Source organism: Alteromonas sp. D210916BOD_24 (genome assembly GCF_047159385.1).
Taxonomy (GTDB): domain Bacteria; phylum Pseudomonadota; class Gammaproteobacteria; order Enterobacterales; family Alteromonadaceae; genus Alteromonas.
The window spans coordinates 579,096-600,548 of the sequence record NZ_AP038333.1; the positions used below are offsets into that span (position 1 = coordinate 579,096).

Annotated in this window: 19 protein-coding genes; 11 read left to right on the forward strand and 8 right to left on the reverse strand. The window is 44.6% G+C overall.

Annotation, left to right across the window (positions count from 1 at the left end):
* Positions 1-2,073: a polyphosphate kinase 1 gene (gene ppk1 / locus ACMCM8_RS02560; RefSeq protein ID WP_412725149.1), complete on the reverse strand. Its 2,073-nt coding sequence runs from the start codon at positions 2,071-2,073 to the stop codon at positions 1-3.
* Positions 2,074-2,226: 153 nt separating this feature from the next.
* Positions 2,227-2,733 carry a glycine cleavage system protein R gene (locus ACMCM8_RS02565; RefSeq protein WP_412725151.1) on the reverse strand — a complete coding sequence of 169 codons (507 nt, stop codon included), beginning with the start codon at positions 2,731-2,733 and terminating at the stop codon, positions 2,227-2,229.
* A 188-nt stretch (positions 2,734-2,921) separates the two neighbouring features.
* Between ACMCM8_RS02565 and ACMCM8_RS02570 the strand changes: the two genes are divergently transcribed.
* The 5 genes from ACMCM8_RS02570 to ACMCM8_RS02590 all read left to right on the forward strand — a co-directional run bounded on the left by ACMCM8_RS02570 (position 2,922) and on the right by ACMCM8_RS02590 (position 9,874).
* On the forward strand, positions 2,922-5,096 hold the full coding sequence (locus tag ACMCM8_RS02570) for an ABC transporter permease subunit (RefSeq protein ID WP_412725153.1): 2,175 nt from the start codon (positions 2,922-2,924) through the stop codon (positions 5,094-5,096).
* Positions 5,097-6,656 carry a phosphate ABC transporter permease PstA gene (pstA, locus tag ACMCM8_RS02575; protein WP_412725155.1) on the forward strand — a complete coding sequence of 520 codons (1,560 nt, stop codon included), beginning with the start codon at positions 5,097-5,099 and terminating at the stop codon, positions 6,654-6,656. It begins immediately after the preceding gene.
* Positions 6,657-6,658: 2 nt separating this feature from the next.
* On the forward strand, positions 6,659-7,465 hold the full coding sequence (gene pstB / locus ACMCM8_RS02580) for a phosphate ABC transporter ATP-binding protein PstB (RefSeq protein ID WP_412725157.1): 807 nt from the start codon (positions 6,659-6,661) through the stop codon (positions 7,463-7,465).
* Between the two features lie 81 nt (positions 7,466-7,546).
* Entirely contained in the window at positions 7,547-8,263 is a 717-nt protein-coding gene (gene phoU, locus ACMCM8_RS02585) for a phosphate signaling complex protein PhoU (protein WP_412725159.1), read from the forward strand.
* Positions 8,264-8,602: 339 nt separating this feature from the next.
* Positions 8,603-9,874, forward strand: a complete 1,272-nt coding sequence (locus ACMCM8_RS02590) for an inorganic phosphate transporter (protein ID WP_412725161.1) — start codon at positions 8,603-8,605, stop codon at positions 9,872-9,874.
* 115 nt (positions 9,875-9,989) lie between these two features.
* Here the strand turns inward: ACMCM8_RS02590 and ACMCM8_RS02595 are convergent, their stop codons facing one another.
* Positions 9,990-10,973 carry a universal stress protein gene (locus ACMCM8_RS02595; protein ID WP_412725163.1) on the reverse strand — a complete coding sequence of 328 codons (984 nt, stop codon included), beginning with the start codon at positions 10,971-10,973 and terminating at the stop codon, positions 9,990-9,992.
* 209 nt (positions 10,974-11,182) lie between these two features.
* On the opposite strand from ACMCM8_RS02595, the gene ACMCM8_RS02600 reads away from it, so the two are divergent.
* The 4 genes from ACMCM8_RS02600 (at position 11,183) to ACMCM8_RS02615 (ending at position 14,582) form a co-directional block, all read left to right on the forward strand.
* Complete coding sequence (locus tag ACMCM8_RS02600; protein ID WP_412725165.1) at positions 11,183-12,091, forward strand: hydrogen peroxide-inducible genes activator; 909 nt, start codon at positions 11,183-11,185, stop codon at positions 12,089-12,091.
* 231 nt (positions 12,092-12,322) lie between these two features.
* A complete protein-coding gene (locus ACMCM8_RS02605; RefSeq protein WP_412725167.1) occupies positions 12,323-12,856 on the forward strand; it encodes an RNA polymerase sigma factor in 534 nt (177 codons plus the stop codon).
* On the forward strand, positions 12,853-13,611 hold the full coding sequence (locus ACMCM8_RS02610) for a hypothetical protein (protein ID WP_412725169.1): 759 nt from the start codon (positions 12,853-12,855) through the stop codon (positions 13,609-13,611). The genes ACMCM8_RS02605 and ACMCM8_RS02610 overlap by 4 nt, the downstream gene beginning before the upstream one ends.
* A gap of 17 nt (positions 13,612-13,628) precedes the next feature.
* Positions 13,629-14,582 (forward strand): hypothetical protein, encoded by a 954-nt coding sequence (locus ACMCM8_RS02615; protein ID WP_412725171.1) that lies wholly within the window; start codon positions 13,629-13,631, stop codon positions 14,580-14,582.
* A gap of 57 nt (positions 14,583-14,639) precedes the next feature.
* On the opposite strand, the gene ACMCM8_RS02620 is transcribed toward ACMCM8_RS02615, so the two are convergent.
* The 3 genes from ACMCM8_RS02620 to ACMCM8_RS02630 form a co-directional block, all read right to left on the reverse strand.
* The gene (locus ACMCM8_RS02620; protein ID WP_412725172.1) at positions 14,640-15,170 is read right to left on the reverse strand and encodes a hypothetical protein; all 531 of its coding nucleotides are present in this window, start codon (positions 15,168-15,170) and stop codon (positions 14,640-14,642) included.
* A complete protein-coding gene (trhA, locus tag ACMCM8_RS02625) occupies positions 15,167-15,823 on the reverse strand; it encodes a PAQR family membrane homeostasis protein TrhA (RefSeq protein WP_412725174.1) in 657 nt (218 codons plus the stop codon). Before trhA ends, ACMCM8_RS02620 begins: the two co-directional genes overlap by 4 nt.
* A 149-nt stretch (positions 15,824-15,972) precedes the next feature.
* Positions 15,973-16,416: a MarR family winged helix-turn-helix transcriptional regulator gene (locus ACMCM8_RS02630; RefSeq protein ID WP_412725176.1), complete on the reverse strand. Its 444-nt coding sequence runs from the start codon at positions 16,414-16,416 to the stop codon at positions 15,973-15,975.
* A gap of 163 nt (positions 16,417-16,579) precedes the next feature.
* Here ACMCM8_RS02630 and ACMCM8_RS02635 point away from each other — a divergent pair, with 163 nt between their 5' ends.
* Positions 16,580-17,008: an organic hydroperoxide resistance protein gene (locus ACMCM8_RS02635; protein WP_412725178.1), complete on the forward strand. Its 429-nt coding sequence runs from the start codon at positions 16,580-16,582 to the stop codon at positions 17,006-17,008.
* A gap of 188 nt (positions 17,009-17,196) precedes the next feature.
* Positions 17,197-19,101 carry a M1 family metallopeptidase gene (locus ACMCM8_RS02640; RefSeq protein WP_412725180.1) on the forward strand — a complete coding sequence of 635 codons (1,905 nt, stop codon included), beginning with the start codon at positions 17,197-17,199 and terminating at the stop codon, positions 19,099-19,101.
* 98 nt (positions 19,102-19,199) lie between these two features.
* Here ACMCM8_RS02640 and ACMCM8_RS02645 read toward each other — a convergent pair whose 3' ends face one another.
* Positions 19,200-19,799, reverse strand: a complete 600-nt coding sequence (locus ACMCM8_RS02645; protein ID WP_412725182.1) for a YigZ family protein — start codon at positions 19,797-19,799, stop codon at positions 19,200-19,202.
* Positions 19,800-19,963: 164 nt separating this feature from the next.
* Complete coding sequence (locus ACMCM8_RS02650; protein ID WP_412725184.1) at positions 19,964-21,268, reverse strand: PAS domain-containing methyl-accepting chemotaxis protein; 1,305 nt, start codon at positions 21,266-21,268, stop codon at positions 19,964-19,966.
* Between the last annotated feature and the right edge of the window lie 185 nt (positions 21,269-21,453).

Here is a 21,453-nt window from a genome sequence, read left to right on the forward strand (position 1 = left end):
CTAAAGGGTTTCTTCAACTTTCTTCAAATAGTCATAGATTTCTATTTGTGAGCGAAGTTTTTTACGGTTACCTCTGCGAACGTACTTGTTGCTCTGATCCTTGTCAATCACTCGCGCTTTGAGGGTATCTCTAAATTGTAGTTCCATTATATCGACAATGCGCTGCTGTAATCCTTTGTCGTAGACGGGGCAACCCACCTCAATGCGGTTGTCCATATTGCGCGTCATCCAGTCAGCAGATGAAATATACACTTTTCTATCGCCACCGCCTTCAAAAATCATCACCCTAGGGTGCTCTAAGAAGCGATCAACAATAGAGATAATTTCAATGTTTTCACTGATGCCTTTTATGCCGGGGTTTAGCGAGCACATCCCGCGCACAATACCGCGTATCTTAACTCCAGCCTGGCTGGCACGATACAAATCGTCCATCAACTCTTTATCGACAAGGTTGTTAATTTTAAACGTGATCTGGGCTTTTTGCCCCTGATTTAAGTGCTGAATTTCCTGACGAATTAATGACTGAATTTTCGTCCGCGCATTCAGTGGCGAAATCTGCAAATGTTGAAATTTATAGCGGCGGTAGGGATATTGAATGAGGTCAAAGACTGCCGCACACTCTTCAGCAAGTTCTTGGTTTCGAGTAAAGAGACTGTAGTCAGTATAGATTTTAGCCGTTTTTTCGTTGAAGTTACCCGTGCCAAAGTGAGCGTAGTTTACCAAGCTGCCGCGCTCCTCACGGGTTACAATGCACAATTTTGAGTGTATTTTTAGCGTTGGTATACCCAGAACGACGCGGATCCCCGCATCGGTCATGCGTTTAGACCATTCAATGTTGGCTTCTTCGTCAAAGCGAGCGCGAATTTCTACCACTACCGTGACTTTTTTGCCGTTGTCGACAGCGTCAATTAACGAGTTGATGATGCGAGAGTTACTCGCAACCCGATAGATATTGATGCGAATGCTTTTCACACTAGGGTCAAACGCTGCTTGACGCACGAACTCGGTAAAATGCAAAAACCGATGATAAGGGTAGTACAGCAAAATATCTCTGGCAGTAATCGCATCAAACACCGTGTTGTATTTCGAAAACGCGTTACTGTCGATGGCAGGTAACGGTGTGTGTTCCAGATATTCACGGCCAACATTGGGAAAACCAATGAAGTCTTTGAAGTTGCGATAATGTCCCGCTGCGTGCATGGTGTCTAATTTAGTGATTTTTAAACGCTTGCGCAGATCTTGCTGCATGTCCTGCGGCATGACGTTGTCGTAAATCACGCGAACAGGCTCAGCAATTAAGCGCTGTTTCATACTCTCTGACATTTTTTCAACGTAACTTTCATCAATTTCATCATTGATGGAATATTCCGCATCTCGGGTCATCTTGAATGAAAAGGCTTCTATTTCGTCAAACTTTACAAAACCGCGAAAAATATCTTCAAGACACAATTGGATCATGTCGTCCAACATGATGATGTTTTTCTTCTTGCGGCTTTTTTGCGGCGGAATAAGCATAAATCGCGACATTTCAGAGGTCGGAACCTGAATAACCGCGAATTTAGGTGAGCGGTCTTTACGGCGCAGTGCTACATATAAATAGACAGAGTTACCGTTTAAGCGACTGAGAAGATCGGTTTTTTTGTCAATCAAAATAGGGGCGATGTGACGCAGTACTTTGTTAACAAAAAAATTGCGTACCCACTGACGTTGGTAATCATCGAGGTCATTTTTGCGCAGAATGTGGATATTATAGCGCGCTAACGCTTTAACCACGTCTTTGTGGATTTGATCGAATTTTTCAGAAAGCTGCACTACTTTCTTTTGGATTTGAGCCATTAGCGCAGTTTGGCGCGCCGCTTCTTCGTCGTTGCCATCGTTCTGCGCAATGGTGATTTGCCGTTTTACATCGGCGGCTCGAACACGGTAAAACTCGTCAAGGTTGTTGGAATAAATGCCCAAAAAGCGAATGCGTTCTACCGCCGGGTTATTCCTGTCGGCTGCTTCCTGTAATACGCGCTCGTTAAATGCAAGCCAACTTAATTCTTTGGGATAATATAAAACGTCGTTATCCATAATGTCTCAATTCACACTAATAAAAATGGTCAAAGACTGCCATTGGTCAGTGACACTACTGTGACACCCCCTGTAAATAACCTGTTCTCTAAGGGGGACGATGTTATTATCAATTGAGTCAACATCTGTACAACTCGCCTGATAGACTGTGTTTTATCGCTTGGCGGTGATATCCACAACTAAGTCATTCGCCAACGCCTCAAGGGCATCTTGTAATGCGCCGTCGTCAAAGTTCTCGGGAACTGCAATTTCAGCTTTCGCTTTGAAGATAAGGCTTCCCCAGTTCGGTGCGCTCTCGCAGTGAGAAGTAAAAGTCAGAATGTTAAGGTTGAACTGGTTTAGCACAGACGTTAGCTCCTGTACGATTCCAGTCTTATCATTACCCATCACATCCACAGTGAGTTTGGTGGTGTTAGTAGGTTCACCATTGCTTACTGCTACGGCTTGTACGGATAAATCAGTAATAGCATCAAGGGCGTCTATCAAAGGCTGTTTCTGTTCATCTGCCACGTGGACTTCAACGAACCCAGTAAACATACCGGCCATATGCGCAAAGCTTGAACCTTGCCAATTGCCTTGGTGTTTGTATACACACTTGGCAAGTGCATCAACTAAACCCGGTTTATCTTTACCCATTATGCTAATAACTAATGATTGCATGTGCTGCTCCTTCGTGGGCACATAGAGAAATGCTTTGATCGTCTTGTTTTAGGGTAATACCATAGACACAGAATATGTGGCGCATAGGCATAACGCTTTAAACTTTCACTTGCTATTAGCATAACAAAACTTACACTGCTCACCAGTGCAATTTTGCTCTTATTCTCTTAAAAACAAGAATTATAAGCATGACTTTTGACAGCGACAGCATTAATAAAACGCGCCAACGCAAGGACAGGTGGTCACGGTATGTGGTTACTGGCTTTGGCGGTTTGGTGTTGCTTACTCTGGTTATTCTGATTAGCCATCTTATTAGCCAAGCGCTACCGTTGGCTTACATTCCCAGTCTCGAACCCATCGCAACCTATCGCATGGCGCCCGGAGAGAAAATTCTCAGCACGGGTGATGTGCTTAACGGTCAACCTCTATTAGTTAAAAAAGCGGATTGCCGAATAAGTTTACAGTTACTTAGCGACAACGAACTTGTCAGTCATCACGATTATATTCGCCCCTGTGAGTATCAACTCACGACGCGAAGCGTGATGGGTGAAAATTTCATTGTGGATATTTCTCCTAACGGTCAGGTGCGGATATTGCCAGTGCGCGCTATGGGAGTGGAGGTTAGGGAAAATCAAAGGGAAATGAACTTTGATACTACTCAAAACCCGCTGCTCAGTACGATGGCGTTTGCGTTACCCAAGTCGATGTGGGAGCAACGTCATCAGTGGGATATTGCACTTTCTACCCACTGGATCGTGGTAGCGATTAAACGTGAAAACCGTTTTTTTGTACGCTGGGTGAATCGCAAAAAGCCGACGCAGATAATTGATAAAGTATATGACGAAGTAGATTCGTTAATTTTACTGCCAGGCAGTGAGAGTGTGATTGTAGTAAAGGGGAGCAATCTATATTCCAACCGATTAAAGGAGGGGGCCGCTGCGCTGTCACCTGTAGCCACAAACGTGTTGGCTAACACAGGTTTAGTCACGCTTTTTCCGCTTGCTAAAGATCGCACTTTCTTTTTAAGCGAAGGACAAACGTCATCAGTGACGCGGTGGGTGTTGACTCAACGTTCCCCTGGTCTTGCATTTAAAGCGACTTACCAAATTAATCTCAGAAAAGGCGAATCAGTGAGTGATATTGCTGAACACGCCAGCATGAATCTGGTGGCCATTCTTACCGATAAACAGCGTATTTTGCTGGTAAATAGGGTGTCAGGAGATGTGGTTAAAACGCTTGGTGTCAACAGTGCTGCCACCAATTTAATCTGGTATGGCAACAAACTTTATGGCAGATCAGAAACCAGCCTAAGTGTATGGGATGGCAAAAATTTAAGCGGTATAACGACCTGGTCTTCTTTATTTAAACCTCAACATTACGAGGGATATGATACGGCAGAAACCGTTTGGCAAACCACCAGTGCGACGGATTTCCAGGAAGCAAAATTCAGTTTAACGCCATTGTTAATTGGCAGCATTAAAGCGTCTTTACTGGCGTTAGTTATTGCTATTCCGGTGGCCATTGGAGCAGCGGTGTACACAGCGTATTTCGCCAAGAGCAAATTGCGCAATATTGTAAAGCCAGCGATTGAATTGCTGGAAGCGATTCCCAGTGTGCTAATTGGCTTTATTGCCGCCATTTGGCTTTCCCCTAAAGCTGAGCAATTTTTGTTTTCTTTCGCTTTTTTTCTGATTGTGATCCCTTTTATTTTAATAGGCATTGCGGTGATCCAGCGCCCTTTTGCCGAGCGCTTACCGAAGCAATTCAGACACGGCGCCGAATTGTTTTTCGCCGTGAGTGGCGTATTTGTGTTGGGGTATGTCAGTGTGGAATTCGCGCCCCAGCTTATATTTAATAGTCTCGGTATAGATGGGTTTGCATTGCTTGCAGCTGAATCCAGCAGCCCTGTGGGCAAAACCACTATTGTGGTGGCACTGGCATTGGGCGTTGCCATTTCACCGAGTATTTATTCACTGGCTGAAGATGCCATCAATGGCGTGCCTAACGAGCTTAAGCATGCTTCTTTTGCATTAGGCGCGACGCGCCTTCAAACACTTTTACATGTGGTATTACACGTGGCATTACCCGGTATCGTCGCTGCTATCATGTTGGGGTTTGGTCGGGCTTTTGGCGAAACCATGATTGTATTAATGGTGACAGGCAACACGCCCATTTCAAGCTGGGGTTTGATTGAAGGTTTAAGGGCTCTCACGGCCAATTTGGCCATTGAGTTACCCGAAGCGGATGTGTCTTCTGCACATTATCAGATTCTGTTTTTTACCGCCTGTATCCTATTTGTATTTACATTCCTCGTGAACACCGTGGCGGAAGTGCTGAGACAAAGAATTAGGAGTAAAGCCTAAATGGTATATCGCTCCCTGTTTGGATTAAGCGTTTCGCAACGTCAGTCTTTGGTCATCAGTCTGACTGCATTTTTTACCAGCCTGTTGTTGATTGCATTGGTGAGTGTTCTGATCCTGATCAGTATTCGCGGATCGGCCTATTTTTGGCCTGAACCCATCTACAAAGTTACAGGAGTTGGGCACGACGGTAGTGAATTTTCGGTGCTGACCAATGTCTTTGAAGAGGCATCTCATCATGACATTACCCTCAAGTATTCGGATAGTAATCATCCCTACGGTTATCAAAAGCAATTAGAAAAGCGCCATATTACACATAGCGAATTGGCGCTCAACAGTGCTGAAATTAAGTTATTTGACGGACGTCGAATATTGGCGATCCCTCAGTACATTGTGGTGCCTGACACAGTGCCGCAATCGTTAAGCGAGATTGATAAAATCATTGAAGATGTGGCGTTACTTACTCAGCAGATAGAGTTGTTAAATACCCGCCATCTAGCCCCAATACACGAAGCGTTGTCTGAGTTTGATAAACGCAATGTCGATGTTGATGCGCCGGCCAGAGAAAAGCTAGTGGTGGCTTTTAAAGCCTATCAACAGCGGGTAGAAACACTGGAAGCGAGGCGCGCGCAATACATGTTATTGGTTGAGTTCGCCGACAAGACACCGTTTGCCGTACCCATTGCCAGCATTCAGGATGTGGATTTTGTCAGCCGCTTAAGTCTGTTTGAAAAATGGCAGGTGGTGTTCAGTGAAATTGCAGTGTTCTTAACGGATTCACCTAAACAGGCGAATACCTCTGGTGGGGTTTTCCCGGCCTTATTCGGTACAGTTCTAATGGTGTTTCTGATGACTATCATTGTCACGCCATTTGGTGTACTCGCTGCCATTTATTTGAGTGAATATGCACCCAATACAGCGCTAACTACAGTGATACGGGTAAGTGTGAGCAATATGGCAGGCGTTCCGTCTATTGTGTACGGGGTATTCGGGTTAGGCTTTTTTGTTTATACCCTAGGCGGTAGTATTGATGAATTATTGTTTAGCGATTCGTTACCCGCACCGACCATGGGCAGTCCCGGCGTATTTTGGGCAGCATTAACTATGGCTATTCTGACCTTACCTGTTGTCATTGTCGCCACAGAAGAGGGGCTTCGCCGTGTGCCTGAAGGGCTGAAAGCGGGCAGCTATGCGTTAGGTGCGACAAAAATGGAAACCATTATTCGCACTGTTATTCCCATTGCATCTCCAGGCATTATGACAGGTGTTATCCTTGCTATCGCCCGTGCGGCAGGCGAAGTAGCGCCCCTTATGCTGGTGGGCGCGGTTAAGTTTGCGCCAACGCTCCCTATTGATGGTGAATTCCCCTATCTTCACCTTGACCGGCAATTTATGCACTTAGGGGTGCTTATCTATGATGGGGCTTTTCACAGCCAGACCGACGGTAAAAGCGCCAGTATGATGTTTGCATCTTGTCTACTTTTACTGGTTGTCGTCTTTGTACTGAATATTCTTGCGGTCTTGCTACGAGCTCGGTTACGCAAACGCTATCTGAAAGGATAAATATGCTGAAGTTATTTGAACACAATACCCTGAATGTACAAGACATCACAGATGAGCAAACTGCGGTAGAGGTGAAGCATTTAGACTTGTGGTTTGGAAACAAGCACGTGCTCAACGACATCAGTATGCGTATTCCAAAAAACAAAATTACGGCGCTAATAGGTCAAAGTGGCTGCGGTAAGTCCACATTGATAAATTGTTTCAACCGACTCAACGATTTGTATGATGGCTGTAAATATAGCGGTGAAATTATTATCGATGGTCGGGATATCAATAATCGCAAAGTTAACGTGTCTCAGTTGCGTACTAAAGTGGGTATGGTCTTTCAGCGTCCAAACCCTTTTCCCATGAGCATTTATGAAAATGTGTGTTATGGGCTCAAATTACAAGGGGTTAAAATTAGACGTCACCTTGACGACGCGGTTGAAAGTGCACTGAAGCAAGCCGCATTGTGGAATGAAGTTAAAGACAGGTTATTTGAATCTGCCCAGGTACTATCGGGCGGTCAGCAGCAGCGATTGGTAATCGCCCGTGCGTTGGCACTAAAACCCGATATTCTATTGTTAGATGAACCCACATCGGCATTGGATCCGCTGACTACACTGTTTATTGAAGAACTGATGGATGAACTTAAAAAGCGCTGTACCATTATCATTGTCACTCATAATATGCAGCAAGCCGCCAGGGTTAGTGACTACACCGCCTTTTTCCACCAAGGCCGATTAATTGAGTATGCTGACAGTGATACCTTGTTTACCATGCCCGACAAAAAGCAGACAGAAGATTATATCACCGGTCGTTATGGGTAGTACCATGCCTAGCGGTATATCCCCCAAGCAAGTGTTTGGACGTTTGCGTATCGATCAGGTTGTCATAGAGGAGAATGAGTAATGCGACAAGTTGCCTTAAATACCCACATTTCGGGTACGTTTAATATCGAATTGGAAAACTTGCGTAACTCTGTGCTGACCATGGGGGGAGAGGTTGAACAGCAATTGATCGATACCCTCAAGGCGATTAAACACAACCACGCTGGACTGGCAGAAAAAGTGGTGCTTAATGATTTAAAAATTAACTCCATGGAAGTGCAAATTGACGAGGAATGTTTGCGTATTATCGCTAAACGCCACCCCACCGCCAGTGACTTACGGCTGATTATGACCATTTCTAAGGCCATTACTGATATTGAACGTATGGGCGATGAAATTGAGCGTATCGCTAAATTGGTGACGCGCAATAAGTTACCAAACTCTGACACCATAAAAAGTAGCATGCTGTTAATTGGCGAACGGGTGGCAGCCATGATGCGCGGTACGTTTGATGCGTTCGCCCGTCAGGACGAAAGCGCCGCTTTAGACGTATACGACCAGGATAACCGCATTGACAGTGAGTATAAACGCCTACTTACTTACACAACGTCTGAAATGGAAAAGCGCACCGAAGATATGCAAGATTGGTTGGATGTGCTTTGGGCATTGCGTTCATTAGAGCGAATAGGGGATAGGTGTAAAAATCTTTGTGAGTATATTATTTATCTCACACGGGGAACCGATGTAAGGCATACACCGCTGGAAAACATGCAACAAAAGCTTGAAGACTTGACCTAAACTTGTCCATATGGTCAGGTCATTTTTCTAAAATTCTGAGTAAACTGAGCGAGTGCGAAATTTTTCTGTCATAAAAGTGAAATATTTGGTGGTTTTATCATCGCATTCAAATAATTCCGCATACTTTTATCGTTTTTCGATGATTTTCACTATGGCTTCGATGATGATTACGTTATCATGCGCCGCAGCCAAGAACAGATCGTGCAAAATTTAATCGAACCTTATGATAAAACACAATTTGTCTTTAACTTCTCTCTCTAGCCCTCGCGGCCAAGAGACTATGCTACGTATGCCTGTAGCATCCAGCCTAAATCGCGTTTAGATCGGGAGCGATTATCCGTGGAATTTTTTGAAAGTTATGGCCTAATCCTTATTATTCTTGCCGCTGGCGTTGGTTTCGTCATGGCATGGGGTATAGGAGCGAATGACGTTGCCAACGCAATGGGAACGTCAGTAGGTTCTAAAGCTTTAACTATTAAACAAGCAATCGTCATTGCTATGATATTTGAGTTTGCTGGCGCTTACCTAGCGGGTGGCGAAGTAACCTCTACTATTCGAAAAGGGATTATCGATTCTGCCTACTTTATAGACATACCTGAATACCTAGTGTTGGGTATGATTTCGTCTTTGCTTGCCGCGGGAATATGGCTGGCGGTGGCGTCATGGTTAGGTTGGCCTGTATCAACCACTCACTCAATTATTGGTGCAATCATCGGTTTCACCGCCACAGGCGTCAGTATGGATGCCGTTTCATGGGACAAAGTGGGTGGCATTGTGGGCAGTTGGATAGTCACACCTGCTATATCAGGGGTAATTGCGTATCTCATTTTTATGAGCGCCCATAAATTGATCTTCCAAACCCAGTCTCCTTTTGAAAATGCAAAGCGCTATGTACCGTTTTATATGGCGTTAGCCGGTTTTGTGATGTCGTTAGTGACTATCAAAAAGGGCTTAAAACACGTCGGTTTAGAACTTAGTGCAACCAATGGTTATTTATTGGCTATTGGTATAGCCGTGCTACTTGCCTTTTTAGGTAAATGGTTTATTGGACGGATGCGTTTCAGTGGTTCAGAAGATGCCGATTTACAGGCGGCTAACGTTGAGAAAGTATTTGCTTTGCTTATGGTGGTAACTGCGTGCTGTATGGCATTTGCCCACGGCTCTAACGATGTAGCGAACGCTATCGGTCCATTAGCGGCGGTGGTGAGTGTGGTCAGTAGCGGTGGTGCAATTAATTCAAGCGCTACGCTTGCTCCTTGGATCCTACCACTAGGTGGACTGGGGATCGTGGCAGGCCTTGCGTTATTTGGTCATCGAGTGATCAAAACGATTGGTCAGGGTATCACCCATTTAACACCAAGCCGTGGTTTTGCTGCAGAGCTTGCCGCAGCCTGTACCGTAGTGATTGCATCGGGTACTGGTTTGCCAATTTCCACTACGCAAACCTTAGTAGGAGCTGTGTTAGGTGTTGGTTTGGCGCGTGGTGTGTCAGCGCTTAATTTAGGCATAGTAAGAAACATCGTGGTGTCGTGGATAGTCACGCTTCCTGCTGGTGCCATCCTGTCGATAATCTTCTTCTTTATTTTAAAAGCTGCGTTCGGCGTGGCCTAATAAGACGCACCGCGATATAAGAAAGGCGCAACATTTTTCAATGTCGCGCCTTTTTTGGCTCTACTTATAACGTTTATTTAAGTTACCAATCTCATGTCAGCATAAGTTTCTGACTTTATTCTTTTTCCACTGAAATCGGTGTTTCAAAACCCTGAGGTTTCACACCTACCACTGCACATTTTAACTGATGGATAGTTTCCTCGGCAGTGCCCCCCATTATAAAGCCCACTAGGCCTATTCGGGAGACAGTACCCATCACAAGAATATCAGCATCGAGAGAAGCTGCTGTTGCCGCGATTTCTCTTTTGGAGTATCCGTGTACGATGTGTTTTTGTGGGTTTAAATATTCCATAACATTTTCATCGAGTTCATTACCAAGTTCGTCTAATAATGTATCGACTTCAGCTTCACGCTCTGCGTGAATCAAAGCGAGATCTGTGTCCATTTTATCGTTGTCTACAGAGATAAAACCATCTCGCAGAAGGTTCTCGGGCACGGCATCAAATACGTGAACAATGTGTAGCTGAGCAAATTCCAATAGTGCAATTTGGCTCGCATGTCGCAAGATATCGCGATTTAAATCCCTTCTTACTGACGCTTCTTGCTGTGGATAGTGATAGTTTACATCCAGTGCAGCGACTACATTTTTATACTGGCTGCGAGGCTTGTGATTAATGATCCACACCGGGCATGGACATTTTCTAAACAAGCGCATATCAAGACTGCCAAAAAGCTTGTCGAAGAAACTCTCTTCCGCTCGTTTAATTACCAGGTCAATATTGTGGTTGACTACATAACTCACTATATCGATAAGCGGTTGTCCCACAGTGACTTTGGTTTCGACTTTGTACTGACTACTCCAGCTCTCAGCCTGCTCTTTTAACCAGTGTTTAGCCTGCGTTTCCATGCTCTGTTGTGAATCGATATAGGTAAATGATTCCATGACCATGCTGGCATTAGGTGGCAGCGCCTCTAATGAGAGCATTATAGTCAATGATGCTTGGTGTGCTTTCGCGATGTGCAGCGCTTGCGCTACTGTATCGTCTTGACGATGCGAATCGCTTAGTACGCACAGGATATTCTTGTAGTGTCCTTTCATTATGCCCTCAGTCAATTAAATCAAGGTAGCGGGTTCAACATAGTTGAAGATCAATGCATTATCATCCTAACGCTACTTTAAAGCCCTTACCAGTGTTGGATGCAGAATTCATTAAACCGCAATAGTGCAGTGCGGGTAGGTTATTCGTAATCTTTATGTTAGATTAAACTCAACCGTTTTAATTCCTTTTTATTTGTTGAGAGAAGCCTATGAAATGGCCCAACCTTAAGCACCTGCAGTACTTAGTTACGCTTCACCAAGAGCAGCATTTTCATCGTGCCGCCGACCGTTGTAACGTGAGTCAATCGACATTAAGTACTGCCATTCAAAACTTAGAAGAACATTTTGGCAGTCAATTGCTAGAGCGCGAGCACAAAAACTTTGTCTTTACATCTTTGGGGTTAGACATTGTCGAACGCAGTAAAGTATTGCTACAAGAAGCCGGTGAGTTGGTCGAATACGCTCAAAATGCAGGGAACTGGCAACGCGGAACGCTCAAGTTAGGGGTTATACCTACAATAGCGCCGTTTTTATTTGAAGGCATGTTAGGTGCGTTTTCTGCGTTTCTGCCTGAAATTAATCTCGAGATGCAAGAAGACACCACTGAAAAGTTATTGCAACAGCTTACTGATGGCCGTCTGGATTTGCTTATTCTCGCGTTACCCATGGAAACACCGGGTTGTAAGCAAATGATATTAGGGCATGATCCCTTTCACCTTATTGCACATAAGGATATGGCTGAACAACTCCCCAATCCTGTGGATATTTCAAGCTTACCCAAGAAGAGTATATTCTTGTTGCAACAGGAACACTGTATGACAGGTCATGCAGTCAGTGCCTGTAACTTACAGCACAGCGATCAAATCAGCAGTGTCGCAGCCAGCAGTTTGTACACCTTGGTGCAGCTTGCGAACAGTAAAATGGGGTATACGTTCTTGCCGGAACTCGCGTTAAATCAATCTATTTTAGCGCATACGGGATTACAGAGTTTTCCTGCTGAAGAACAAGGCTTTAGGGAAATTGGCCTAGTATGGCGATCTGGCACTACACGGATGCAATTATTCCGTCGCATTGGCGAAATAATTTCACCTCTGCTGCCTATTCCGACATTAAAATAGCAATAAACCGCATGTTAATGAGCGGATAAGTAACCCGACTTATTCGCTTTATTCGATCAATACGCCCTAATATCTCGCTTAGCTAGCTTAAACCTTTCAAGATCTATTACCGACGTAAAGCGCCACTATGTCATTGCCTTCAGTTTTTTTTAATAATCAGCAAACTTTTTTGCTAAGCCTATCGACTTAATGATTAAGTAAATAAGAACACAACCACAAATGGGGAAACGCGTGTTTACAAAACGAGATGAAAAACTCGTGGAACAGGCATTGAAAGGCAACAAAAAGGCGTGGTTTACGCTTATTTCTCGCTATGAAAGCGCTATGTACCAATACGGGATCCGCATGACGGGAAATGGTCATGACGCCGCTGATCTCATGCAAGAGATTTTTATCTCTGTATTTCGCAGCCTTGCGTGTTTTAAAGGGGAAGGCAGTTTTAAGAGTTGGCTTTACCGAATAGCACATTGTCGATGTGTGGAGTTGTACAGAAAGCGTAAACCGCATAGTGACATTGATGATATTCCATCACCACTTAGCGACTCTCCTTGCCCTGAAATGCAATTAAATAGCGACAGAGAAAGTCGCGCACTGACAAACGCTATGCAGCAACTACCGTTGGGACAAAAAGCGGTGGTAGAGCTGAAGTACTTTGGACATTTTACGTTTGAGGAAATAGCAGAGCAAATGGATATCTCGGTTAATACAGCGAAATCGAGGCTTTACGCTGCGCTTGCCAAACTTAAATTGGAGTTGGAAGAATGACTTCTGTAGATAAAGAAACTTTACTTGCAGCCTACCTGGATGGAACCTTGAGTGAACAGCAGATTCAGGTATTTGACGCACTGTGTGAATCAGACAGTGATTTTGCTGCGCAGGTAGAAACCAGCCACAAGCTAAATAACATTGCGGCACAATTCTCATCTCCACCTGTACCGCAATGGGATAAGGAGCAGACATTCTTCGCTTCCTCTAATAAGAGGGGGGTAAGTCAGTGGTTCAGTCTTACTTCACTGGCGTTTGCGATGTCTGTATGTGCTCTTCTCGTTGCTTTCACAGGCGCTCATTTTACAGTCAACGAGCAGGGGGTAGCACTGACGTTTAGTCGCAGTGCTAGTCAAGCAGACATTGATGCATTGGTGGCGCGGGAAGTGGCCAATGCGTTAGGCGAACAGCGGGAATACTACCAACACGCTAACCAAATGTTGTTTAAAGAATATGCTCAGGTCTTGTCGACGCAACAACAGCAAACCAGTGCTGAATTAACGCAGTATTTACTGGCATCCAGCCGTGAAGAACGCAAGCAGGATTTTGCTGAACTTATTAAGTTTATGAACGACCAGCGCATTGATGATCAGCGTTTTTATGCACAGCAATTTAGCCGCTTACAAGATGAAATAGACAACATTGAAATAGGGTACAGCTCGGTTATTACGCCAGGCAGTACAGTGGCGGATGGCAACCTGCTTCCTCCTCCTTTTTCTCGACATACTAAACCCAAGTCTTCACTAGAAGACTAATGCAAACAGGTGAATTTATGAAATCCATAGTAACTGCTTTACTTCTCTGTTCTACCACAGTGGGTGTGGCAACAGCGCAAAGCGCAGCAACTTCTGAGCAAAAATACGATACCTTATCCAACGAATTGGAAATCATGTCTGGTGTGCTGAAAACTTCTCTTGGGCAGCATGTCAGCAGTGACAACTGGCGAGTGGGTAATATTGAAACTAGCTATTTAGAAGGGCAAGGCGCGGTATTTACGCTGTCAGTACGAGGGCAAAGTGGACGCTGGGTGCGAGAGATAGAATCCATTGTTGAAGGCTTTGTAGCCCGGGTACCGCCCGCGCCGCCAGTCCCACCCGTACCTGACGCCGACGATTTTGACAGTGTTGATGAAATGGTATTTGAAACCGCACGGGAATGGGAAGCGTTTGCTGATGCCACCAGTAGTCGTTTTTCAGAAGCGTTTTCTGATAGTAACGATAGGTTGCGCGATTTACGTTCCATGCAACGTGAAATGGCGTGGGAGGTTCGAGAAGCTGAGCGCGAACTCCGTGATATTGCCTTTGAACTTCGCCATGCCGATGAGGAACGCAAACAAGAGCTGCTGGCTGAAAAATCCCAATCAGAGAAAAAACTCTCTGAAGTTGAAGCGAAAGCAAACCGTATGAAAGAGGAAGTTAACGCTGTTGAAAAAGAACAGGCGAAACAGTTGGCAGAGCGCAAAGCAAAGCAGCAACAGGCTTACAAAACATTCCTCGCTGGGTTTGAAGTCGGCATTAGTGACACACTGTGTCGATTTGGAGCGGGGCTTAGAGGACTTCCAGAAAAAGAACACATTAGTATGGTGTTAAAAGACTTTGAGCAAAGCGACAATCGCACGCGCAAAGACAGAATCTATGTGTTTACTCGAAGTGATATCATTCGCTGTGTACAGGATAAAATAGACGCGAATAAATTACTGGCAAACGCTACTATTTATAGCTTTTGATGGTTATAGCTTCTGATGCTTTTGAAAAAAGCGCATCGATAGGGCTAGTGACAGTAACTAAATTCGCGGGGCTGTGTGACCGAGTTCAGCAGCCCACGTCAGTTCGGATCTGGCTAAGTTATTCGCTGCTTTTGCACCAAAACTATGAAGTGCACTGTAGGCGCTATTTGAAGGGATACGGCAATAATGGCAAAGCGCATAAAAGAGCAAACTGCAACGGTGCTGTGAACCATCACAATGAAGGTAAATATTGGCGCCCTCCGCTAGCATTTGTGTTAACTCGTGTAAGTATTGGTGCAGGTGTACGTCGTCGGTTGGGGAATCGGAAGAGGGGTGTAAAAACGGCACCCATAACCACTCAAGTCCAGCGCTTTTGGCAGCATCGCGAATGCTAGGCGCATTCTCTTCACTAGTTTGAACTGTGGCTAAATGGGTCACGCCTAATGCGCGTAAACGCAGATAATCATCTTTAGTAGGCTTCTTCCCCAAGCATATTTTACCGGCGCGTAAAGCAAACCACGCAATGTGTGACTTGCCCTCTTTTGAAGGCGTATCAGAATGTAGGGTAGGGGAAGTATTTTTTGTCATACCACAAAGTAATAAATGGAAAAATAGTGGCAACTGCATCCACCGATAACAAACATATGCCAAATAGCATGGGTGTATTTTACCTTTTTTGCGACATAAAAGCACACGCCCACACTGAAACACAATCCACCCGCAACTAACAGCCAGAGACCTGCACCAGGCAGAGACACATACAGCGGATAAATCAGTCCGATTGCAATCCAGCCCATGAGTAAATAGGTCATAACAGACACTTTGGGAAAGCGGTGTTGCGCGACTAATTTAAAAGCAACCCCGCCAATTGCCAGGCACCAAATAATAGCGGTCATGGTGATCCCTAGTACGCCACCGATGGCCACTAACAATAAAGGTGTGTAAGTACCTGCTATCAATAAATATATCGCACTATGGTCAAATAATTTAAGCCACCCTTTGGCTTTTTGATGCGTGATAGCATGATAAAGCGTAGAACTGAGAAACATTAAAATGAGGGTAGAGCCATAAATGGCTGCTGTGGTTAAGGCTAAAGTATCCTCTGCGCGATACAGCATAAAGATCAGGCCAACAATGGCGGCGATAAAACCAGCGCCATGGCTAACACTATTTAGCCACTCCTCTATAACCGAGTATGCTTTAACCTGAATCGCTTTTGATTGAATGGATACCTTAGTCATCACAACTCCTATACATTCCAGTATGTGGGTGAGCAATACTGTCAGAGGTTTGAATATTTAAGCGAACACTTGTTCACTGAATTTTTAAATAATAACAGATAACCGGTGAAAGTGTGATGTACGGAAGGTGAAAATTTGTATTAGCGGTGTCAATGTGCGCTGGTGTGACTAAAACATCCTTCCAGTTTGTCCAACAAATCTCGTAATTTCACACTCTCTTCAAGTGTCATACCTTTAAGTTTACACAACATTTGCGCGGGTACCTGTTCGGCAACGGCTTTTTTTTCATGACCGAGTGTTGTGAGTGTTACCCGTTTTACACGCTTGTCGGTGTTGTCTTTTATTACGTTCAAAAAGCCCTTTGTTTCAAGCTTTTTAAGGATCAATGACATGGCTCCCCCGTCGATGGCCGTTTTTTCAATAAGTTCGGCGATGGTGATATTGTCGCTTTCCCATAGCGCCATCAGGGTCACGTATTGGGGATAGGTGATATCGAGCGCTTTAAGCAATGGGCGATAAGCGCGCGTGAACGCGTTGGACAAGGTATAAAAGCGATGGCATAGCTGATTTTCTAATTTTAAAAGTTCCGACACGTTTGCTCTCAATTTTCATCGTTCACTTGCAATATTTTGCATGCAAAACACTTGATCTTCAAGTTGCGATAGTGGTATTTTATTTTGCATGCAAAGTAATTGGTTAAGGCATTACTTTGTGTAGATCTTTTCACTTATATCCAATTTTTGAGGACAGTTAATTATGCATAAGCTTCAACAAGTGATTTACACAGGTGCAGCCACTGCCACTGGCGGAAGAGAGGGAACCGCCAAATCAAGTGACGGAAAACTAGCGGTTACATTATCTACACCAAAAGAATTAGGCGGTTCAGGCGGCACTGGAACAAATCCTGAACAAATGTTTGCCGCAGGTTACTCTGCGTGTTTCATTGGTGCGCTCAAGCACGTTGCGGCATCGCAAAAAATAAAGCTGGCAGATGACATCAGTGTATCAGGCGAAGTGTCGATCGGTCCTATTGAACAAGGGTTTGCGATTGCAGTTAAGCTAACTGTTGATTTAGGCGATATGGATAAAACGCAGGCACAGGCGCTGGTTGATGCAGCCCATCAGGTTTGTCCTTACTCGAATGCCACCCGTGGCAACATTGAAGTGGACATCAACGTGGCATAGCCTATTGAAGAATCCAAACTAACCCGAAGGCCATTGACTGGCCTTCGGGGTGTAAACCATCACTAAGCCCGACCACCTTAGGCCAAGTTCTACAGAACCTGAATAATGGGGTGCTCTTCGCATAATTGTCGCTACAGTTATTGCGACTTGATACACTGAGTCAGTATCCATTACTTTTGGGAAGTTTTATGAAAAATTACGGATTGTTGGCCGTCGTCATAGGTGCTCCGCTATTGTTTGCGTGCACTGAAAGTGAAAAGTCAGTCAATACTCACGAGATGGCGAAAGCTCAGCTTCAAACTCCATCCGAGGGTGCTGTTATCGCCTCTGGAGTGGACTACCATTCTTTTGCAAATCCCGATGAAGTCAAAGTAACGCATTTGAGCTTAGATCTCACTGCTGACTTTGATAATCGCCAATTAATCGGTGAAGTGACATTGGACTTCACGCGGACTCAGCCTGCTAACAATCGCTTAGTACTCGACACCCGTGAATTGGATATTAAAAGCGTTACCGTGGAAGGGGAAAGTGTGCCATTTGAGCTGGGTGAAAAAGATGTCGATTTAGGCACATCACTTAGCATTACATTGCCTGCACAAGCTGAGCGTGTCACCGTGGCCTATGCGACTTCATCGGCAGCGTCAGGAGTACAGTGGCTGACACCAGCTCAAACCGCAGGAAAACAGCATCCTTTTTTGTTTACTCAAGCGCAAGCGGTACACGCGCGCAGTTTTATACCCCTACAGGATTCTCCACAGGTACGCGTCACCTATGACGCGACTATCAGAACCCCTAAAGCACTCTTGGCGGTTATGAGTGCGGCTAACGATCCGGCCACCCCTCGTGATGGCGAATACACCTTTAACATGCCACAGCCCATACCGGCTTATCTCATTGCATTGGCCATTGGTGATCTTAAATTTAAGGCAATGGGTGAGCGCACAGGGGTGTACGCTGAGCCTGCATTATTAGAAAGTGCTGCTAAGGAGTTTGAAGATACCGAGGCGATGCTGGAAGTGACTGAGGCGACCTTTGGTGCCTATCAATGGGATCGCTACGATTTATTAATTCTTCCTCCTTCATTTCCTTTTGGCGGTATGGAAAACCCACGACTTTCTTTTATCACCCCTACGGTTATTGCTGGTGATAAAAGTCTAGTGTCGTTGATTGCGCACGAGCTGGCACACAGTTGGTCTGGGAATACGGTGACTAATGCCACATGGCGTGATCTATGGTTAAACGAAGGATTTACCACGTATTTGACCTACCGCATTATGGAAATGATATACGGCCACGAGCGATTCAAGAAAGAAGCGGTTTTGGGGTATCAGGATCTGCAAAACGATATCGCTGCGCTTGATGAGAATGACGAAATTCTTGCTATTGATTTGCGTGGGCGCAATCCAGATGATGTGTTCTCTAATATCCCTTATGAAAAAGGGGCGCTTTTTCTCCGCGAAATTGAACACAAGATTGGCCGAGAGAATTTTGATGCTTTCTTAATGCAATATTTCAAAGACTTTGCCTTCAAGAGCATCACAACAGATACTTTCATCCACTATCTAGAAGCAACGCTATTACAGCAATACCCAGATAAACTTGATGCTGAGCGCATAAAGTCGTGGATTTTTACTCCGGGTATACCGCAAGGTGCACCTGTACCCGAGTCTGATGCCTTTGAAAAAATCGACAATACCCGAAGTGCGTGGCTGGCAGGGGATGCGACAGCTGCCAGTATCGATACAACGCAGTGGACGGTACATGAATGGTTGTATTTTCTTAACAACATGCCTGATTCGCTCAGTAGTGCTCAGCTTAAGGAACTGGACTCTGCGTTCTCTCTGACTGCGACAAAGAACAATGAAATCGCCCATAGTTGGTTGATGATCGCTGTAAAGAATCAGTATGAACCTGCCTACGAGCGTTTGCATGATTATTTAGTGACTATTGGTCGCAATAAGTTGGTGAAGCCGCTATATCGCGAGCTGTCGAAAACACCACAAGGGAAAGCCTTTGCTAAGCAAGCGTTTGAACAAGCCAAGCCGGGTTATCATCCGCTGACTGTTAGAGCCAATGAAGGGTTTGTGAAGTAACAACTGTCTTACGCATTTTCTATAGTTTAAGAGCAGCCTATTAAGGCTGCTTTTTTTTGCATTCCTAAGAGTAACTACTGTGTCCGATTACTAATGATTTAGTCAAGTAGCTTCAGCTCACTCGTAATGGGAGCCATGTGTTGCTGAAATTCCACTACCTGATCCAGTGGTAACTTTATCCGCATAGCAACAAGGTGCGAATAATCACATTGCACAACGGCACCTGACGCTGAGGAAGTCATGTGACGTACAAACTGTTCATGTTTAAAATCTGTTTCTAAATATAGCGCAATAAGTTTGACTTCTTCACGTACTTCAAGGGAGTCGATGGCCTGTTGCGCAGACGCCGAATAGGCTCTGACTAATCCACCCGCGCCTAGTTTAACCCCGCCAAAGTAACGGGTGACAATCACCATAATGTCACCAATATTCTTGTGCTGAAGTACGTTCAGTATAGGCTTGCCAGCCGTGCCACTGGGTTCACCATCGTCGGACATAGCGGCACTGAATGGCGAGGCTGGGTTGCCAAATAGATAGGCCCAGCAATGATGCCTTGCATCGGGATACTGACGCTTAACCTCTTCAAGCAAGGTCATGGCACTTTCACGGGAATGCGCGTAAGCAGCGCAAGCGATAAACTTGCTCTTTTTTATTTCGTGGAAGATCTCTACCTGACTAGCGGGAACGGGATAGCTCATCGTTTTATTGTAAATGAATTAGGTCAGGTATTTAAGTCAGTGCGCAGAAAAAGAATCAGCTGATTCCAAGTTTGTGCTATCGGTTAAAATGAAATTATAGCAAAAAAAAACAGGTACACACAAAATGTGTACCTGCTTACAAGTCAGGTAAATAATTGTTACCGCTATCTCTTAATCAGAATACCCGATACGGTTTCAGACACGTTAAGGGCACCTTTTTGAATCTCATCAATAATGCTTTGCACCTGGATAATTTGCTGACTATTTTGGTCCACACTTTCTTTAACTGTTGCCATTTTCTTAGTCGATTTGTCAGCTAACTTTCTGTTTTCTGCCACGACACTTTCAATTTCAACAGTAGAGTCACTGGTGCGCTGAGCTAACTGACGAACTTCATCAGCTACCACGGCAAAACCGCGACCTTGTTCGCCGGCTCTTGCGGCTTCAATTGCTGCATTTAGTGCCAACAAATTGGTTTGATCGGCAATACCGCTGATGGTGGTTACGATGGTTTCAATTTTAAGTGACTGCTCGCTAAGCTCATGCATTAACTGATTAGTTTGCTCAACTTCATCTAGGGCAGATTCAAAAATTTCCACGCTGCGCTGAAGGGACGAGGCACCATCTGCCGCAATTTGAGATGTTTCTTCAGCCGTAGATACCGCAAGCTCTGCCGCTTGAGAAATAGCGTTCTTTTCATTCACGGCATCAGTGATGTTAGACGCAAATTTAATCACTTTAACCACTTGGCCTGATGCATCGAAGACGGGGTTATAAGTGGCTTCTAACCAGAGTGGGTTGCCATGTGCATCTACGCGTTCAAATTGGCCAGATGCAAATTTTCCACGGGCAAGACCTTCCCAAAAAGAGGGGTTTTCTTGATAAAATTTATCTTTACAGAACATACGGTGATGTTTGCCTTGAATATCAGCCAGGCTGTACTTTACCGTAGCGGTAAAGTTTTCATTAGCAGTAATGATGGTACCATCTGGTTCAAACTCGATAACCGCCATAGATTTATCTAACGAATCTGAAACCGCTTTACCTTCAAAATACGCAATTTCATGCTCAGTCACGTCGTGGTAGATTGCATGTACTTCGGTCGCCCCAGATTTGAGGACGCCAACATAACTGGCTTTTAGCCACTTAGTTTCACCGCGCGCTGATTTTCGTGCAACTGTGTCGGTAAAGTTTCCACCATCTACAAGGCGTTTCCAAAATGCGTTGTATTCAGCATCGGTATCTACTCCCTCAACACGCAAAGCTGCATGTGAAAAAGATGCAACACTGGAATTAGGGTAATCTAAAATGGAAAGCAACAGGGGAGATGCATAAGTGCATTGACCATCTGTAGTATAAATGGCATAAGCCATATGTGATTTTAACGCATCCAGCGTACCTAGCAAACTTTGACTCTCTTCCCTTAGTGTTGAAATGTCATTATTGTACCTACTACTTGATACGAACATAGCCTTTTCCTTTACTGCCTTTTAATTAATCAATAACCACGAACGATGTTAAAGATTTTTAGCATTTATGTCGCTTAGACATTAGGTGAAATCGGGAGTTTCTGACTTAGACATTAGGTTAATGTGAGGGGTTTGACTTAGACAAAAGGTGAAGTTTTCAGTCTATTTTGTGAGTTTAATAACAC